This is a genomic window from Mucilaginibacter phenanthrenivorans, from assembly GCF_024721155.1.
GTDB classification, from domain to species: domain Bacteria; phylum Bacteroidota; class Bacteroidia; order Sphingobacteriales; family Sphingobacteriaceae; genus Mucilaginibacter; species Mucilaginibacter phenanthrenivorans.
In genome coordinates, this window is the sequence record NZ_JAHVAP010000001.1 from 912037 (window position 1) to 929426 (window position 17390).

A 17390-nucleotide genomic window follows, 5' to 3' on the forward strand; every position below is an offset into this window, starting at 1 on the left:
AATGGAACGCTTTGGAACGCAGTATCGTCCAGAAAGAAGCTTACTTTTAGTGATTAATCCTGGTTTGAGTTTACCCTTTGTTTACGTTAATGCCCTATATGTGCTTAACCGCGTGATATTTTGGTGGCACAGTCATTAAGTAAGCATAAATGGCATCAACTTCCTTGTCTGTTAAGTGATCAAATTTTTCCATTGGCGGTCTTAACGTTCTGGTAGGGGAGCGACCGTCCTTTAAAGCCCGGCGAAAGTCCGCTTTGGTATAATTACCTATTCCTGTGTTTTTGTCGGGGGTGATATTTGATGCTGCTATTTCCGAGCCTTGTTCACCCTTCAGCGTTGCCCCACCCGCCAGGTAGCCCTTAGTTTGTTCAGGATTGATGGAATTTAATGACTTCAGACTCTTTGAGTGACAGTGGTAACATCCCACATTATCAACCAAATATCTGCCCAATGCAACAGGATCATTATCTGATGGCCTTTTTACATTGGATCTGTAGGATGCCGGATCAGCCTTAAAGCCAAGATAGGCTTTGCCAATAAATGAATAATGAGTAAGCCCCACGGTAGTATCGGCCGCGCTAACCGCCGGATCGTCTGACCGCAGAAATACGATGATGTCATTTATATCTTCATCAGCCATGTTTGGACGCAGCATATACGACATAAAGCGCCCGTCTCTTGAAATACCTGTCTTAAGTAAATATTTCAACTGGGCATCCGTATATTTTGGAGCAATGCCATTTGTCTTTGATTGGGTTAAATTTGCTGAATATACTTTGCCTGCGATCCCCGGCACATCATCCATTGGATTGCCTGCCAACTTTTTAAGGCCACGATTATAATGGCACCCGGCGCAAATACTAAATACAAGATTTTTACCATGGTTAAAATTTGCAGTAGAGACCACCGCTTTATAATCACTCTTTGTGGTTTCAAAATGGGTTTTACAGCTTATAAAGAGGATGACAGCAATTATGAACCCAATTATTGCAAGACTTCTAAACTTCATGGCGTGGAGATGTAATATACAATACACTATTACCGGGATAATGTTTTATAGGTTATTAGAATTGTTATCTGTAAAAGTTTAATAATTCTTTATATTTTTCCATACTTTTAACTCACAATGCAACCTAAAAACGATAAGAAAACCATCCGGGCCTGGGCCTTTTTTGATTGGGCCAATTCAGCGTATAACCTTGTTATAACATCCACAATATTTCCGGCTTATTATGTGGCCATAACAGCCAATCCAAAAAACGGAGATCGCGTTACCTTTTTCGGCCGCCAGTTCATTAATACTGCGTTATCTAACTATGCCCTGGCTGCCGCTTACCTGGTGATGGTGGTGCTGCTGCCGATCTTAACTTCAATTGCCGACTACCGGGGCAATAAAAAGATCTTTATGCGCTTCTTTACATGGCTGGGTGCGCTGGCCTGCTGTGCCTTGTTCATTTTCGATAAAAGCAACCTTGAATTCGGCATTATTTGTTTTGCGCTGGCTGCTATCGGTTATAGCGGTGGCTTCGTTTTTTATAACTCATACCTGCCTGAAATTGCCACACTTGATATGCAGGATAGCGTGAGTGCAAAGGGGTTCACTTACGGATATATCGGCAGTGTCATATTACAGGTAATATGCCTGGTGTTTGTATTGATGCCTAAAACCTTTCATTTAACATCGGGAGATGCGGCGCAATTGTCGTTTTTGCTGGTCGGTTTATGGTGGATAGGCTTCGCACATATTCCGTTCAGTGTATTACCCAAAGGCAGCCCTAATGCCGAGCCCCGCCATTCCAATATTATAAAAGGTGGCTTTATTGAACTTGGACATGTGTGGGCAAAGGTAAAGCAGATGCCCTTACTCAAACGCTTTTTACCTGCGTTCTTTTTTTATTCCATGGGGGTGCAAACCATTATGTTGGTGGCAGCCGGCTTCGGTGCAAAGGAGCTGCACATGGAAACCAGCGGATTGATTGAAATTATTTTAATTATCCAGTTGGTGGCCATTGGCGGGGCAACGTTAATGTCGCGTTTGTCTGGTATTTACGGAAATATAAAGGTGCTGGCTGGCACCGTAACAATTTGGATAGCGGCCTGTATCGGCGCTTATTTTACCCGTACGGTTACTGAATTTTATGGCCTTGCGATAATTGTGGGGATGATAATGGGAGGGATTCAATCTTTGTCGAGATCCACCTATTCAAAATACCTGCCGCAGGATATTCCTGATACAGCATCGTTTTTTAGCTTTTATGATGTTACGGAAAAGCTGGCTATAGTAGGAGGGATGGCCAGCTTTGCATTTATTGAGGAACTCACCGGCAGCATGCGTAACTCAGCCCTGGCTTTATGCGTTTTCTTTTTAATAGGATTAATTTTATTGCTTTCTTTGCTGAAAGCTGAAAAAAAGATTGAGCAATCCGCAATTTAGCAGCGTTTAATCCAGAGCAAGATGAAGGTTGAGTTATTTATCCCATGTTTTATTGATCAGTTATTTCCTGAAACAGCTTTTAACACTATTAAGGTGCTGGAGAAGGCGGGATGCGAGGTTGTTTATAACCCGGAGCAAACCTGTTGTGGTCAGCCTGCTTTTAATGCGGGTTTTTGGGATGATGCGAAAACGGTTGGAAGTAAATTTTTAAATGATTTTTCGGCCGATACCGTAATTGTATCGCCATCCGCATCTTGCACCGGAATGGTGAAAAATTATTATAATGATCTTTTTACCAATACCACCTCCCATAATAAATGTCGCAATATCCAGTCGAACATTTATGAACTTTCTGATTTCCTGGTAAACATCCTCCAGTTCGATTATTTCGGCGCTGAACTGGACGGTCGCGCGGTTTATCATGATAGCTGTGCCGGATTACGTGAATGCAAGATCAAAGAGGAGCCCCGCCAGCTTTTATCAAAAGTGCTGGGTCTGGAACTTGTTGATATTAAGGATGGAGAAACCTGCTGCGGTTTCGGTGGCACCTTTGCAGTTAAGTTTGATGCCATCTCAACAGCCATGGCCCAACAAAAGGTGGATAACGCCATTGCCGCCGATGCTGACTATATTATCTCAACCGATGCATCGTGCCTGATGCACCTCCAAAGCTATATCGACAAAAACAATATTCCCTTAAAAACCTACCATATTGCCGATGTGCTTGCATTGGGGTGGGGAAACATTTAATCGCCGGCGATAACTGACTTTATAAATATATCGTTGTAAAACCCAACTACTCCGGCCGGGGGGAGACGAATTACCTTAAAGAGCACGTCATAAATTCAGCCACATATTCCATTTAAGAATAGTATAAGTTTATGCAATTTATTCAAAATAATATTTCGAATAAATTTATTTTGTGCGCAAAAATTTTTAATTTAATACATAAAACAAAATAATATTTTACGTGTTATAAAGTAACGATCACCTTATCCTCACCTTACAAAGATGGACGAAAGAACTACTTCGAACGAATTAATTATTGCAAATCAACAGTTGGCTTTCCAAAACGAGGAAAAAGGTAAACGAGCTGAGGAGTTAATTATAGCCAATAAGGAACTTGCTTATCAAACCGAGGAAAAAGGCAAACGGGCCGAAGAATTAATTATCGCGGACAAGGAGCTTGCTTATCAAACCGAGGAAAAAGGGAAGCGGGCCGAAGAGTTAATTATAGCCAACAAGGAACTCGCCTATCAAACAGAAGAAAAGGGAAAACGTGCAAATGAGTTGATAATTGCAGATAAGGAGCTCGCATTTCAAACAAAGGAAAAAGGCAAACGGGCCGAAGAACTGATTGTCGCCAATAAGGAACTTGCGTTTCAGACTAAAGAGAAAAAAAATCGCGCAGCAGAACTCATCATCGCCAATAAAGAATTAATTTTTCAGAATAAGGAAAAAGAAAAGCGTGCGGCCGAATTAATTATAGCTAACAAAGAGCTGGCATTTCAAAATACGGAAAAGGAGAATCGTGCAGCTGAGCTAATTATAGCTAATAAAGAACTTGTTTTTCAAAACAGGGAAAAGGAAAAACGCGCGGCTGAGTTAATTATCGCCAATAAGGAATTGGCATTTCAAAATACGGAAAAGGAAAACCGTGCAGCAGAACTGATTATAGCTAATAAGGAACTTGTCTTTCAAAATGAGGAGAAGGAACATCGTGCAGCCGAATTGATCATAGCCAATAAGGAACTTGCCTTTCAAAACCAGGAGAAGGAGGACCGTGCAGCAGAACTAATCATAGCTAACAAGGAGCTTGTTTTTCAAAATGAGGAGAAGGAAAAGCGCGCGGGCGAATTAATCATTGCTAATATGGAGTTAAAAAAAGCGGAGGAAGAGGTCCGGAAATTTAATGAAAAATTAGAACAGAAGGTGATTGAACGTACTGCACAATTGGAGATGGCGAACAAAGAACTGGGATCTTTTTCTTATTCAGTATCTCACGATTTACGGGCGCCGATAAGAGCAATTAATGGTTATGCCAGGATCCTCGAAGAAGATTATTGCGACAAGTTTGATCAGGAGGGCACAAAAATCCTTCATTCTATTATGCGTAACTCAAAGAAAATGGGGCAGTTAATAGATGACCTGCTTGCATTTTCAAAATTGGGTAGAAAGCAGGTCACCTTAGGAGATATCAACATGACATCATTGGTAAATTCTGTAAAAGACGAGTTGCTATTTGAGGATAAGGAAAAAAGAACTGAATTTACAACAGAGGTGTTGCCGCCGGCAAAAGGCGATCCATCGTTGATTAAACAGGTGTGGATAAACCTGATCTCGAATGCCATAAAATATTCAAAAAATAAAACCAGGACCTGTATAGAGATAGGGGCTTATGAGAAAGGTAACCTCGTGATATATTATGTTAAAGATAATGGGGCTGGTTTTGATATGCAGTATTATGATAAGCTTTTCGGGGTTTTTCAACGATTGCACCTGCAGGAAGAGTTTGAGGGCACCGGGATAGGCCTGGCTATTGTGCAAAAAATAGTGCACCGGCATGGCGGCACAGTTTGGGCAAAATCGAAACTAAATGAAGGGTCACAATTTTACTTCAGCTTACCTGGTATCAATTCTTAAATTAAAAATATGCCTTACAATAACGTAGAGATCTTATTTGTTGAAGACAGCACGGACGATGCGATGTTAACCATAAGAGCGCTCAAAAAAAGCGGGTTTGCCAACAATCTGCATCATGTTAGTGACGGGGCGCAGGCCCTTGATTTTATTTATTGCAGGGGAATTTATGCACTGCGGAATATATACGAAAATCCAAAGTTGATATTGCTGGACCTGAAGATGCCAAAAATTTCGGGGTTGGAAGTGCTGGAAAAAATAAAGGCTGATGCAAATTTCAAGTCCATACCCGTGGTGATATTAACCTCCTCAAAAGAGGACCCTGATATTCAAAAGTGTTATGCGCTGGGTGCAAACAGCTATATTGCCAAACCTGTGGAAAGTGATAATTTTTTTAATGCAATTAAACAGATCGGCTTATACTGGATGGTTTTGAGCCAACTGCCCTAATGAAATTTAACTTATTCGTCATCCCGTTAATGTAAATTTAGCCGTCCCGTAATAATACCAGGTGTAGACAAGCATGACGCCTGTTTACAGAACAGATTCCCCTAAACCATAAGTATCATGAATGGCGTGTACAAAATATTAATCCTCGAAGACAATCAGAGTGATGTTGATTTGCTTAAACGAGAATTAAAAAGAAACGGACTACTATTTACAAGTGAGGTTGTACAAACCCGCGAATCGTATGAGATCGCATTAGATACTTATAATCCCGATATAATTTTATCCGACTATACGCTTCCTGCATTTGATGGAGTTGCAGCATTCCGGATTAAGCAAATTAAAACTCCCGATATCCCTTTTATTATTGTATCTGGTTCTATAGGCGAAGAGCGTTCTGTTGAGTTAATAAGAGACGGTGTTACTGATTATGCACTAAAGGATAAACTGTTTTCATTGCCTCTCAAAATAAGCAGGGCGTTAAGAGATGCTGAAGAAAAGAGAATAAAAAGAACAATTGATGAAGAATTAAGGATTCAGTATGATAAGCTGCTTAAAGTCGCTGTTTTGCAATCGCACCAGGTAAGGGTGCCGGTAGCAAATATTTTAGGTTTGTTTAACTTATTTAATTTTGACGATCCCGCTGATCCCGAGAACGGAAGGGTTCTTCATATGCTCAAACTGGTTGCTGAAAATCTTGATAAAACCATTCACGAAATAGTACGAAATACAACTGAAATTAAGGAGATAATTAAATAAGTTTTTAATAATAAGGTCGTCTTTAATAATAAGTACAAACCAAATTGCGGCAAATAGGACTATAACTCACACTCATATTCAAAATATCAGGCAATCGCCCTGCTCCAGCCGAATGATTAGTATCAATGGCCTCCGGCAATTTTTATTCCGATACCTGTTTGATTTTCGATTCCTAAATCCCGATTTCGGAATTATTGACAAGCGCATACAAGTTGCATGAATAAAATATAATGTTTCAAGATTAAACCTTATGGTGAAACTTATATCTTACTCAATATAATAAAACCAATCTTATACTTATCAAAATGAAACTATTTCCTTTACCACTTTTTTTGTATTTATTTGCCCTCACAAATCTTAAGGGCCATTTATTAACCTGAAACCATTATCAGCTACCACTCACAAACAGAAATGAACAAAACGACTACCACTAATTATACCATAATGCCTTTTAAAATACAAACTATACTATTGAAAAGAACAATATTGATGCTGGGCTTACTTGCTGCATTGGGTTCATGTAAAAAAAGTACAGACCAAATCCCAAAAAAGGATGATGGAAAAATCCCTACAGATATTAAACTTACTATTACTAATGGTAATTTGTCGAATGATTTAAACGTACAAGGAGACGCTACCTATAACTTTTTAGGGTTTGGATATGATATAACCGATCAATATAATGATGCATCTTCAGTAAGATCGGCAGTTATAAATATTCCATCGTTCGCAAAGGGTAATCCAGGTGGATTTGATTTAAACAGATCTACAACAAGTTATTGGGAAAATTTCAGCGGAGAAAACGCAACAGATTTAGCTGATCAGCTATCAACCCAATTTGACGAAGCAAACGGTTTAAAAGTATTTAAAAACACAATAGCAAGTGCTTTTCCGGGTACTGACGCCTTCAATAGTAAGTATGTTTACGGTTATTACTCAGCCATTGCAGTATGGAAGAGAATGAAAATCATAAATGATTATAACAATGCGCTGAATAGTTACGTTACCGGCACTTTTTTACAAGATGCAAACACATTAACCGCTGCCGAATTAGTGAAAAAATACGGCACACATGTGCTAAGAAATATAACGCTGGGTTCACGTCTTAATGCGGTTTACCAGGCTGAAGCGCCTAATACAAATAGGGGGAAAATAAGCTCAACAGGTTTAAGATATGCCATTAAGACAACATTCGGACTTTCTACCGGAGAATTAGACCCAATGGATTTGGTTGCGTTGAACGCCAATACGTCTGCTAAGATTTATTTTTATGCAATTGGCGGAGACCAATCGAAATTGAAGGAAATTATCGTCAACAATAAGACAATCGTTAACCCCACTGATTGGTTTGGTAGTTCAACTGAAGAAAAGGCGAGGTTTATTGGTGTGGCAAAAGATGGATTAATTCCATTATATGATTTGATTACGGATGTTAATAAAAAAGCGGTGGTAAAAGCATACATCATAAAATATATTCAGGATAACGGATTGTAACTCTCAAATTACCATGTAGATATATACTTCATGTTTAATGCATCCACAGAGCTATATCTATAAAATAAACTGCCCATAAAAACCTATAGTATTACTGATGTGTTGGCAATGGCGCAGGGGAATGTTTAACCGGTGATTTATGGTGATTGCTAAATTTTTGGTGATTTGGAAAGATAGGGTTAAAGTGACCGTTATAAAAAACGACGCAATCATTCCGGAGGAATCGGTTCAATCATCATAAAAAATTCTAAATTTGCGGCATAACTAACAGATCACTTTGTAGGTGATTTAATAAAATACATTTTTATAAACTTTAAATCATAGTTGTAGATGATTAACATTACGCTCCCCGATGGTTCCGTACGTCAGTATGACAAGGGAACATCATCCATGCAGATCGCACAGTCGATCTCCGAAGGATTAGCACGAAACGTATTAGCAGCCGAAGTTGACGGCCAGGTTTGGGACGCAAGTCGCCCAATTGAAAAAGATTCGCATGTAAAACTATTGACCTGGAACGACACACAGGCAAAGGCCACTTTCTGGCACTCATCTGCCCACTTAATGGCCGAGGCTTTGGAAGCGCTTTATCCGGGTACCAAATTCGGCATAGGCCCGGCTATTGAGACCGGTTTTTATTACGATGTTGACTTTGGCGACCGCGAATTTTCGTCTGATGAATTCAAAGTGATTGAGGATAAGATCCTTGAACTGGCAAAAACCAAAGAGGAATTTGTTCGCAAGCCCGTTAGCAAAGCCGCTGCCATTGAATATTTTACCGAAAAAGGTGATGAATACAAGCTTGACCTGATAAAGGACCTGCCCGATGGTTCCATCACTTTTTATACACAAGGAAATTTTACCGACCTGTGCCGCGGGCCGCATATCCCCAACACAGGCTTCATAAAGGCTGTAAAGCTGATGAGCGTTGCCGGCGCATACTGGCGCGGTGATGAAAGCCGCAAGCAGCTAACCCGGATCTACGGTGTTACCTTCCCTAAAGCAAGTGAGCTCACTGATTACCTGCATTTGCTGGAAGAAGCTAAAAAGCGTGACCACCGTAAATTAGGTAAGGAAATGGAACTGTTCGCTTTCTCTGAAAAAGTAGGTATGGGTTTACCATTATGGTTACCCAAAGGAGCTGCTTTGCGTGAGCGCCTGACTAACTTTTTGCAAAAGGCACAGGTGAAAGCGGGATATGAGCAGGTGATTACACCGCATATCGGCCATAAAAACCTGTATGTAACCTCAGGGCACTATGAAAAATATGGCGCCGATTCATTTCAGCCGATAAAAACCCCGCAAGAAGGAGAGGAGTTCTTCTTAAAACCGATGAACTGCCCGCACCATTGCGAGATCTATAAAACAAAACCACGCTCATATAAGGACCTTCCGGTTCGTTATGCTGAGTTTGGTACTGTTTATCGTTATGAGCAAAGCGGTGAACTTCATGGCTTAACACGGGTACGCGGCTTTACACAGGATGATGCGCATTTATTTTGCCGTCCCGACCAGGTAAAAGAGGAATTTAAGAAGGTGATCGACCTGGTATTGTATGTATTTGGTGCTTTGGGTTTTGAGGATTACACTGCACAGGTATCTCTTCGCGATCCTAATAACAAAGCTAAATACATCGGCACCGATGAGAACTGGGCTCTGGCTGAATCAGCAATCATTGAAGCTGCTGCTGAAAAAGGTTTACGCACTGTTGTAGAGTTAGGCGAGGCTGCGTTTTACGGCCCTAAGCTCGACTTTATGGTAAAGGATGCATTGGGAAGAAAATGGCAGCTCGGAACTATCCAGGTTGACTACAATTTACCTGAGCGTTTTGAGCTGGAATACACTGGCAGCGATAACCAGAAACACAGGCCGGTAATGATCCACAGGGCGCCTTTTGGCTCGCTGGAAAGGTTTGTGGCTGTGTTAATTGAGCATTGTGCAGGCAATTTTCCGTTATGGCTTTCACCGGAACAATTTATTATCCTGCCGATCTCTGAAAAATATGAAGATTATGCAAAAAAACTTTCAGAATCGTTAAAAGATTCCGATATTTGCGGGCTTATTGATTTCAGGGATGAGAAGATCGGGCGTAAAATCCGCGATGCTGAAGTCAAAAAGATCCCTTACATGCTGATTGTGGGCGAGAAGGAAACTAACGAAGGTTTGGTTTCTGTACGTAAACATGGTCAGGGAGATTTGGGAAGCATGAGCATAGAAGAATTTAAAAAACAAATAATTAAAGAAATAACAGTATAACTTGGCATTAAACAAACCTTTCAACAGAGGACCCAGGCTACCATTTAAGAAAAAGGAAGCCGAACACAACATTAATCAATTTATCAGGGCCCAGGAGGTCCGTCTTGTAGGCGATAACATAGAACAGGGTATTTATTCCCTTCGTGATGCGCTTGCGTTAGCTGAAGAGCAGGAATTGGATCTTGTTGAAATATCTCCAAACGCAGTACCTCCCGTTTGTAAAATTACCGACTATAATAAGTTTATTTACGAGCAGAAGAAAAAGCTTAAGGAGATAAAGAGTAATGCCAAACAAACCGTTATTAAGGAAATAAGGTTTGGGCCGAATACTGATGACCATGACTTTGAATTTAAATTAAAGCATGCCATTAAGTTTTTGGAAGCAGGCGAAAAGGTAAGAGCTTACGTACACTTTAAGGGCCGTGCAATTGTTTACAAGGAACAGGGTGAAATTTTGCTTTTACGCTTTGCACAGGCATTAGAAGAAGTGGGTAAGGTTGAGCAATTGCCAAAGCTTGAAGGAAAGCGGATGTTTTTAACCGTTACGCCAAAGGCGGCTAAGAAATAGTGGTTAGAGACTGGAGATTAGAGGCTAGGAAGAACTAGCTTTCGGCTTTTACCTTTAAGCTTTCGCCTCAAAAAAAGAGTAATTAATTAATAAATATATATACACAGACGGTTATGCCAAAAATGAAAACCAATTCCAGTGCCAAAAAGCGCTTTAAGCTTACTGGAACAGGTAAAATCACCAGGAAGAACGCCTTTAAAAGCCACATCTTAACAAAGATGTCGACAAAACGTAAGCGCAACCTAACTCACACCAGCTTAGTATCTAAGGCGGATATGGGTAACGTAAAACGTATGCTTTGCATAGGTAAGTAATTAACAAATTTTTAACCAGGTATTAGAGTTTTACAAGTTCATTAAATTGACACTCACTACCAAAACACAACAACATGCCACGTTCAGTTAACGCAGTAGCGTCGAGAAGACGCCGGAAAAGAATCATGAACCTTGCAAAAGGTTATTGGGGTTCACGCAGCAAGGTTTATACCGTTGCTAAAAACACAGTAGAAAAAGGCTTACAGTACGCTTACCGTGACCGTAAGACAAAGAAAAGAGAATTCAGAGCTTTATGGATCCAGCGTATTAACGCCGGTGCCCGCCAGCACGGAATTTCTTACTCTCAATTAATGGGTAAATTAACAGCAAAGGAAATTGGTTTAAACCGTAAGGTATTAGCTGATTTAGCGATGAATCACCCTGATGCCTTCAAGGCAGTGGTTGATGCTGTAAAATAAAACTAAGATTTTTAAGATTTGTAGAATTTTAGGATAGAAATTAAAAAACCCGCTTGATGCGGGTTTTTTTGTGGGCTTGTCCGCCCCGTCCTTGCGAGGAACGAAGCAATCTCTTCACATGCTAATCTGGGAACTAAAAGTTTGTGGTTAGCAAACAGCGGCAGTAAGGTTCTCATTGACATTACTGTTAGAAGAATGTCCTATGTAGAGGTTGCTTCGTTCCTCGCAATGACGTGACAAATAACGGATTACAGTACTATAATAACACCCTCTTTATCAACAATATCCATATATTGCTTAAAGTTCTGAACATCGTCATCAACCAGTTTTTTAAATAGCGGATTGAATACATGTGCGAGGCTTACACCAATCCCGCCAGCGGGTGGCTGATAGGTTATTACAACATCAATCAGTGTTCCGCCATCGGCGGTATCGCGGAAACGAACTTTACCTGCATTATCAATAATTGAATCAGGTAGAGAGCTCCAGCCGATCATATAACCGGGCTCGTCATGTACAATTTCAGCATCCCAGCTAACATTAGCTACCCCGGTAGGCAGTTTTAAAACCCAGCGGGAACGTCTTTCATCGATTATCTCCACATCCTCCAGGTGATTCATAAATAAAGGCAGGTTATCCAGCTTGCGCCAAAAATCATATACTTCGTTTCTTGGTTTATTCACTGAGAATGACGTGCGGATGTTTACGTTCACAGGTGAGGTGGAGAGTTTGCCTGCTTGTGAGTAAAGCTCACAATGCCCTGAAATGCCACGATTTACCAGGTATCCACCGGCGCCGAGTTTCAAAATGCTCGAAAAAGGACTTTTAAAAATATTCCTGATGCCTGAAAAACTTAGCTTTACACCAGCTGCTATCGATATATAACGCTCTGGCCAGTTTAAATTTATAGTAGCAGAGCCGTTTTTATCTGCCGGAATCCGCTGTAATGCTGTAGTTGCCATATAATGTTGTTTAAATAGGTATGCTTTTTAAACAATAAATACACAAGGCAGTTTTCTTTATTTGAATTTAAGCTTTAAGCGATCCAATCAAACTAAAAACAACTCCATGAATTCACTCAACTTAATCAGCAACATAATTTGAGTTTATAAATTCTTATTCTACATTTGCATCGCTTTAGGTTCCCGGCTAAATACCGGGATTAAAAGGGAATACGGTGTAAATCTGTAACTGTCCCGCAGCTGTAAGCTCCATAACCAATACCCAATCAATAGGGTCACTGTTTTGATTTCAATCAGGATGGGAAGACCGGGTAAAGGGGAGTAAGTCAGAATACCTGCCAAGGCATAAATATTATTCACGGCTTTCGGGGATTGAAGCTTGAATGTGAAACTCATCTGCTTTGGTTTCTATTTCAAATTTTCCATTCTTCGTAGTTGTGGGTTTAAACTGCGACAGATGCAAGGAACTGGGCTCCGCTTAAAAAGTATTTTATCTTTTTTATCAGCATTACTTCTATGCTTTGTTTTGCCTTTTTTCGTAAATGCCCAAGCTGATACTTCTAAAAAGTTAAATGAGGTTAAGGTAAAGACCTCTCCGATCCCCCAGGTGCAAAGCATGGTGCCGATACAACAAATTTCGGCAAACGCTTTTGAACAATACAGTGCTTTTGATGTTGCCGGTGCCATAAGAAATTTCTCAGGTGTAAATATTAAGGATTATGGTGGTATAGGCGGATTGAAAACTGTATCAGTAAGAGGACTGGGCGCTAATCATACCGCCGTTTTATATGATGGCATATTGATAAATGATGCCGAAAACGGGCAGGTTGATTTAAGTAAACTCAACTTAAATAACGTCCAGGATATTACGTTGTTTAATGGCCAGCCATCGACCATTTGTATGCCTGCGAGATCATTCACAGCGGCGAGTGTCCTCTCCATTAGGACTATTAAACCGGCGCTTACCGCAAATAAACCCTACCAGGTTACTGCAGGAATAAAGGCAGGATCATTCGGCTTGGTAAATCCATATTTACAATGGCAGCAGCGGATTAATAACAATTGGTCGTTTATTTTAAACAGCAATTTTGAAAATGCAAACGGGCGATATAAATATCAAAACAGCGTAAATGGATCAGCCGCAACGGGGGAACGTGTTAACGCGGACATTCTCGCAAAGCAGGTTGACGGAGCTTTGTACTGGACAAAAAGCGACAGCAATAAATTTAACCTGCATGTAAACTATTATGATTCCGACAGGGGTTTACCCGGCGCGGTAATTCTTTATAACGAAACCCCATCCAGGCAGCGTTTATCGAACCGGGACTTTTTTATCCAGGCCGGCTATGAGCGCATCTGGGCCAGCGGAATTCATTTATTTTTGAATACCAAACTATCGCAGAATTATCTCCGCTACGTTAATCCTGATTTTTTGAACGAGGAACACAGGTTAGACCAACGCTTTACACAACGCGAGATTTATCAATCTGCTGCTTTAGCCTATCATTTCACAGCTAATTGGGAGGTTTCCTATTCGGCAGACGTTGCTGTTAATGATCTGAGTATCCTTTTTAATTATCCTTACCCTTTATTTCCGCATCCAACAAGGTTAACAATATTAAATGTGCTGGCTTCAAATTTAACCCTCGGGAAATTTCAATTAGAAGGAAGCTTACTAAATACAAATATTACGGAAACAGTTAAGGTTGGCCGGTCAGCCCCGGCACGAAACAATTTCTCGCCAACGCTATCTGCTGCTTTTAAGCCATTTGAAAATTCGGGGCTTCAGTTAAGGGCCTTTTATAAATACATATTCCGTAACCCTACATTTGATGACCTCTATTATGGAGGTATAGGCAATCCAAACTTAAAACCGGAGTTTACAAATCAATTTGACTTAGGCGCCACCTACAGTAAATCTTTAAATGGGTTCATTGATTATATAGCACTAACCGCCGACGCTTATTATAATCATGTAACCAATAAAATTGTATTTATCCCTAAGGACGCCTACAATGGTTCGATCCAGAATTTTGGAAAGGTTGATATAAAGGGGATTGATGTCAGTTTAAAAACACAAACTAAAACTATAAATGGCTATAAAGGATCATTCTCATTAAACTATAGTTACCTGCAGGCGCTTAACGTTACTGACCCTACATCATCCATATACCTTAATCAATTACCATATACTCCAAAAAACACCCTGGCTTTTAATGCAGGTGTTGATCATGGTCACCTGGGGCTGTATTTTAACCAGGTTATTTCATCGTCAAGGTATTATACCAATGATAATCTCCCGGATGATTATATTCCTGGGTATGCTATTAGCGATGCTTCCTTTGTTTATCACACCATAATAAAGAACTGGCCCGTACGTGCATCAATTGAGGTGAATAACCTTTTTGACAAAAGCTATTCTGTTGTGCAAAGCTACCCGATGCCGGGCCGCTCAATAAGACTTTCAATTCAAATAATTATATAAATAATCAATAATCATGAAACAAATTAAACTTAGCTATTTACTTATCGCCATAGCGTTCGTAACCGTATTGGCATCGTGTCATAAAGACAAAATTATTCCTAAAACTGATACTCCTACTGCCACCAGGGCCGGTTTGTATGTGCTAAACCAAGGAGTGTTTCAAAGTAATAACAGTACACTTACTTATTACGACTATACAACCAAGCAGCTTACCGCTGATTTTTTTAGCAGCGCGAATGGCGGCAGTAAACTAGGTGATACTGGCAATGACATTGAAATTTACGGATCCAAGATGTACATCATTGTAAATAACTCAGATAGGGTGGACGTTGTGAACGCAAAAACAGGTAAAGTCATTAAACAGAATAGTTTGCACCAATGCAGAAGTGTTGCTTTTTACAAAGGGAATGCATTCATTACCTCATACGATGGTAATGTAGCTGTAATGGATACCACATCCTTAACTATAAACAAGTATATTACAGTTGGCCGTAATCCTGAGCAATTAGTGGTTTCAAATGATAAGTTGTATGTGGCTAATTCTGGTGGCTTAAGCTTTGGCAACCCGGATAAAACTGTTTCGGTGATTGACTTAACCTCGTTAACTGAAACTAAGAAAATACCGGTAACCGCCGATCCGGTGTCTCTTGCTGCTGATGGATACGGAAATGTATATGTTATATCATTGGGTGATTTTGCAAGCATAAAGGCAGGCATTACTATTATTGATAATAAAACTGATATTGTAAAATCACAGCTGGCGCCTGCACTTGGTTACAACATACCAATAGTTGCCCAGGGTGATTTTGTTTATTACGTTACTGCCGATAATAAGATTGCGGTATACAACGCAAAAACACAGACCGCCGCACAAACCAATTTTATAACTGATGGAACGGTTATCACTACTCCTTATGCGTTAGCTGCGGATGCTTTAACCGGCGAAATATTTGTTACGGATGCAAAGGATTATGCGTCAAATGGTACTTTATATGCTTTTGACAAGACAGGTAAACTGGAGTATTCAATTACCGTTGGCATAAATCCAGGTAAAATTGCTTTTGTAAACAAATAAGAAGAATAAAATATCATTTTATTTAAGAGGATTATCTGTAATTTTACGGCACAATTTTAAATATGTCAGCAAAAACTATTAACATCCGTACCATCGTGCTCATTCTTATCGTGCTTGCGGCAACTGCAATGCGTTTGGTTAGCTTTAAGTATCCCTTTTTAAGCAATTTTACCCCCGTTGGTGCAATTGCATTATTTGGCGGTGCTTACTTCAATCCAAAATGGAAGGCATACGTGATAGTTTTGTTATCCTTGTTTTTAAGTGACATACTTATCAACTACTTATACACCTCTAAGTGGGTGTTGCTTTATAGCGGATCATTGTGGTTATACCTTTGCTTTGCTATTATGGTATTTGTTGGTAGCCTGATAAAAAAGGTAAATGTTTTAAATGTCTTCCTGGCATCATTTGCATCAGTAGCTATTCACTGGTTGATTATGGATCTGCCATGGTTATACGGTACATTATACCCCCACACACTTGCTGGTTATGGTACATCGCTGATAGCAGCGTTGCCATTTGAAAAAAACATGATCTTGGGTGATATTATTTTCGGAGCTATCCTGTTTGGCGGCTTTGAACTAGCTAAAACTAAATACACAATTTTGCGTACCAATAAGGAACTCGCTGTTTAACATAACATAGTTTACTAAGAAAAGCGATTCTTAAAAGGGTCGCTTTTTTTGTTGGATAATAAAACTCGGGGCGCAAAACATTGCAGCTCTACGATAATTACTATGAAAAAAATAGTTGTACTAACCGGAGCCGGAATAAGCGCTGAGAGTGGCTTAAAAACATTCAGGGACAGTGATGGCCTATGGGAGGGGTATAACATTGAAGACGTAGCCACGCCCGAAGCCTGGCGGCGTAACCCTGCCATGGTGCAGCAATTTTATAACGAGCGTCGTAAATCAGTAATTGAAGCAAAACCTAATGCTGCACACTACGCACTAGCGAAGCTGGAAGAAAAATATGAGGTAACCATCATCACCCAAAATATAGACGATCTGCACGAAAGGGGAGGCTCAACCAATGTGTTACACCTGCATGGTATTATCACCCGTTCGCAGTCTGACAAAGATCCAAAACTTACTTACCCAATTGATGGCTGGGAAATAAAGATGGGAGAGCTTTGTGAACTTGGCTCCCAGCTACGCGCCCACGTAGTATGGTTTGGCGAGGATGTGCCAATGATTGAAAAGGCGGCCAGGGTTTGTATGAAGGCCGATATTTTTATCCTCGTGGGTTCGTCGCTTGCGGTTTACCCGGCGGCTGGGTTGGTGGATTATGTGCCTCGTAATATTACTAAATATATTATTGACCCTAATATACCCGATGTAAATCGGCATAACTTTATTAAAATAGAGGAAAAAGCAAGTATTGGGACATTAAATTTGGTTTTGAAGCTTTTAAAAGTCTGAAAATCATTAATATGTCAATTTGTTTGATTTATTTTTTTATTAAATATTATAGATTTTTTACATCAATACAAAAAACTAATAAAAAATAAGAACATTTCATAAAAAAGATAAGATTA

At 40.0% G+C, this 17390-nt stretch carries 16 protein-coding genes and 1 riboswitch; of the genes, 14 read left to right on the top strand and 2 right to left on the bottom strand.

From position 1 onward, the window contains the following. Window positions 1-94: 94 nt before the first annotated feature. Window positions 95-1009: a cytochrome c gene (locus tag KXD93_RS03870; protein WP_258135548.1), complete on the bottom strand. Its 915-nt coding sequence runs from the start codon at window positions 1007-1009 to the stop codon at window positions 95-97. Between the two features lie 117 nt (window positions 1010-1126). Between KXD93_RS03870 and KXD93_RS03875 the strand changes: the two genes are divergently transcribed. From KXD93_RS03875 to rplT, 10 genes are all read left to right on the top strand, one after another. After that, window positions 1127-2434, top strand: coding sequence for an MFS transporter (locus KXD93_RS03875; RefSeq protein WP_258135549.1), 1308 nt, complete (start codon window positions 1127-1129; stop codon window positions 2432-2434). A gap of 21 nt (window positions 2435-2455) precedes the next feature. After that, window positions 2456-3184: a (Fe-S)-binding protein gene (locus KXD93_RS03880; protein WP_258135550.1), complete on the top strand. Its 729-nt coding sequence runs from the start codon at window positions 2456-2458 to the stop codon at window positions 3182-3184. A 261-nt stretch (window positions 3185-3445) separates the two neighbouring features. Continuing rightward, entirely contained in the window at window positions 3446-5077 is a 1632-nt protein-coding gene (locus KXD93_RS03885) for an ATP-binding protein (RefSeq protein ID WP_258135551.1), read from the top strand. A 9-nt stretch (window positions 5078-5086) separates the two neighbouring features. Then, window positions 5087-5524 (top strand): response regulator, encoded by a 438-nt coding sequence (locus KXD93_RS03890; protein ID WP_258135552.1) that lies wholly within the window; start codon window positions 5087-5089, stop codon window positions 5522-5524. A gap of 117 nt (window positions 5525-5641) precedes the next feature. Further along, window positions 5642-6280 (top strand): response regulator, encoded by a 639-nt coding sequence (locus KXD93_RS03895; RefSeq protein WP_258135553.1) that lies wholly within the window; start codon window positions 5642-5644, stop codon window positions 6278-6280. A 411-nt stretch (window positions 6281-6691) separates the two neighbouring features. Next, window positions 6692-7774, top strand: coding sequence for an MAC/perforin domain-containing protein (locus KXD93_RS03900; RefSeq protein WP_258135554.1), 1083 nt, complete (start codon window positions 6692-6694; stop codon window positions 7772-7774). A 330-nt stretch (window positions 7775-8104) separates the two neighbouring features. Continuing rightward, entirely contained in the window at window positions 8105-10030 is a 1926-nt protein-coding gene (gene thrS, locus KXD93_RS03905) for a threonine--tRNA ligase (protein ID WP_258135555.1), read from the top strand. 1 nt (window position 10031) lies between these two features. Further along, entirely contained in the window at window positions 10032-10598 is a 567-nt protein-coding gene (infC, locus tag KXD93_RS03910; RefSeq protein WP_258135556.1) for a translation initiation factor IF-3, read from the top strand. A 113-nt stretch (window positions 10599-10711) separates the two neighbouring features. Beyond that, window positions 10712-10912 (top strand): 50S ribosomal protein L35, encoded by a 201-nt coding sequence (gene rpmI / locus KXD93_RS03915; RefSeq protein WP_073400151.1) that lies wholly within the window; start codon window positions 10712-10714, stop codon window positions 10910-10912. 74 nt (window positions 10913-10986) lie between these two features. Beyond that, window positions 10987-11331 (top strand): 50S ribosomal protein L20, encoded by a 345-nt coding sequence (gene rplT / locus KXD93_RS03920; protein WP_252790598.1) that lies wholly within the window; start codon window positions 10987-10989, stop codon window positions 11329-11331. A gap of 248 nt (window positions 11332-11579) precedes the next feature. Here the strand turns inward: rplT and KXD93_RS03925 are convergent, their stop codons facing one another. After that, window positions 11580-12293, bottom strand: coding sequence for an SRPBCC family protein (locus tag KXD93_RS03925; protein ID WP_258135557.1), 714 nt, complete (start codon window positions 12291-12293; stop codon window positions 11580-11582). Window positions 12294-12453: 160 nt separating this feature from the next. After that, window positions 12454-12650, top strand: a riboswitch (cobalamin riboswitch). A gap of 169 nt (window positions 12651-12819) precedes the next feature. Between KXD93_RS03925 and KXD93_RS03930 the strand changes: the two genes are divergently transcribed. The 4 genes from KXD93_RS03930 to KXD93_RS03945 all read left to right on the top strand — a co-directional run bounded on the left by KXD93_RS03930 (window position 12820) and on the right by KXD93_RS03945 (window position 17274). Then, on the top strand, window positions 12820-14778 hold the full coding sequence (locus KXD93_RS03930) for a TonB-dependent receptor (RefSeq protein WP_258135558.1): 1959 nt from the start codon (window positions 12820-12822) through the stop codon (window positions 14776-14778). A 13-nt stretch (window positions 14779-14791) separates the two neighbouring features. After that, on the top strand, window positions 14792-15853 hold the full coding sequence (locus KXD93_RS03935) for a DUF5074 domain-containing protein (RefSeq protein WP_258135559.1): 1062 nt from the start codon (window positions 14792-14794) through the stop codon (window positions 15851-15853). A 62-nt stretch (window positions 15854-15915) separates the two neighbouring features. Continuing rightward, entirely contained in the window at window positions 15916-16488 is a 573-nt protein-coding gene (locus KXD93_RS03940; RefSeq protein ID WP_258135560.1) for a DUF6580 family putative transport protein, read from the top strand. A 102-nt stretch (window positions 16489-16590) separates the two neighbouring features. Beyond that, complete coding sequence (locus tag KXD93_RS03945) at window positions 16591-17274, top strand: SIR2 family NAD-dependent protein deacylase (RefSeq protein WP_258135561.1); 684 nt, start codon at window positions 16591-16593, stop codon at window positions 17272-17274. The last annotated feature ends 116 nt before the right edge of the window (window positions 17275-17390 follow it).

Coding starts and splice junctions, on each gene's coding strand:
- KXD93_RS03870 (WP_258135548.1), bottom strand. CDS start 1,009: ATGAAGTTTAGAAGTCTTGCAATAATTGGGTTCATAATTGCTGTCATC.
- KXD93_RS03945 (WP_258135561.1), top strand. CDS start 16,591: ATGAAAAAAATAGTTGTACTAACCGGAGCCGGAATAAGCGCTGAGAGT.
- rplT (WP_252790598.1), top strand. CDS start 10,987: ATGCCACGTTCAGTTAACGCAGTAGCGTCGAGAAGACGCCGGAAAAGA.
- KXD93_RS03925 (WP_258135557.1), bottom strand. CDS start 12,293: ATGGCAACTACAGCATTACAGCGGATTCCGGCAGATAAAAACGGCTCT.
- rpmI (WP_073400151.1), top strand. CDS start 10,712: ATGCCAAAAATGAAAACCAATTCCAGTGCCAAAAAGCGCTTTAAGCTT.
- KXD93_RS03885 (WP_258135551.1), top strand. CDS start 3,446: ATGGACGAAAGAACTACTTCGAACGAATTAATTATTGCAAATCAACAG.
- KXD93_RS03880 (WP_258135550.1), top strand. CDS start 2,456: ATGAAGGTTGAGTTATTTATCCCATGTTTTATTGATCAGTTATTTCCT.
- KXD93_RS03890 (WP_258135552.1), top strand. CDS start 5,087: ATGCCTTACAATAACGTAGAGATCTTATTTGTTGAAGACAGCACGGAC.
- KXD93_RS03895 (WP_258135553.1), top strand. CDS start 5,642: ATGAATGGCGTGTACAAAATATTAATCCTCGAAGACAATCAGAGTGAT.
- KXD93_RS03935 (WP_258135559.1), top strand. CDS start 14,792: ATGAAACAAATTAAACTTAGCTATTTACTTATCGCCATAGCGTTCGTA.
- KXD93_RS03875 (WP_258135549.1), top strand. CDS start 1,127: ATGCAACCTAAAAACGATAAGAAAACCATCCGGGCCTGGGCCTTTTTT.
- thrS (WP_258135555.1), top strand. CDS start 8,105: ATGATTAACATTACGCTCCCCGATGGTTCCGTACGTCAGTATGACAAG.
- KXD93_RS03940 (WP_258135560.1), top strand. CDS start 15,916: ATGTCAGCAAAAACTATTAACATCCGTACCATCGTGCTCATTCTTATC.
- KXD93_RS03900 (WP_258135554.1), top strand. CDS start 6,692: ATGAACAAAACGACTACCACTAATTATACCATAATGCCTTTTAAAATA.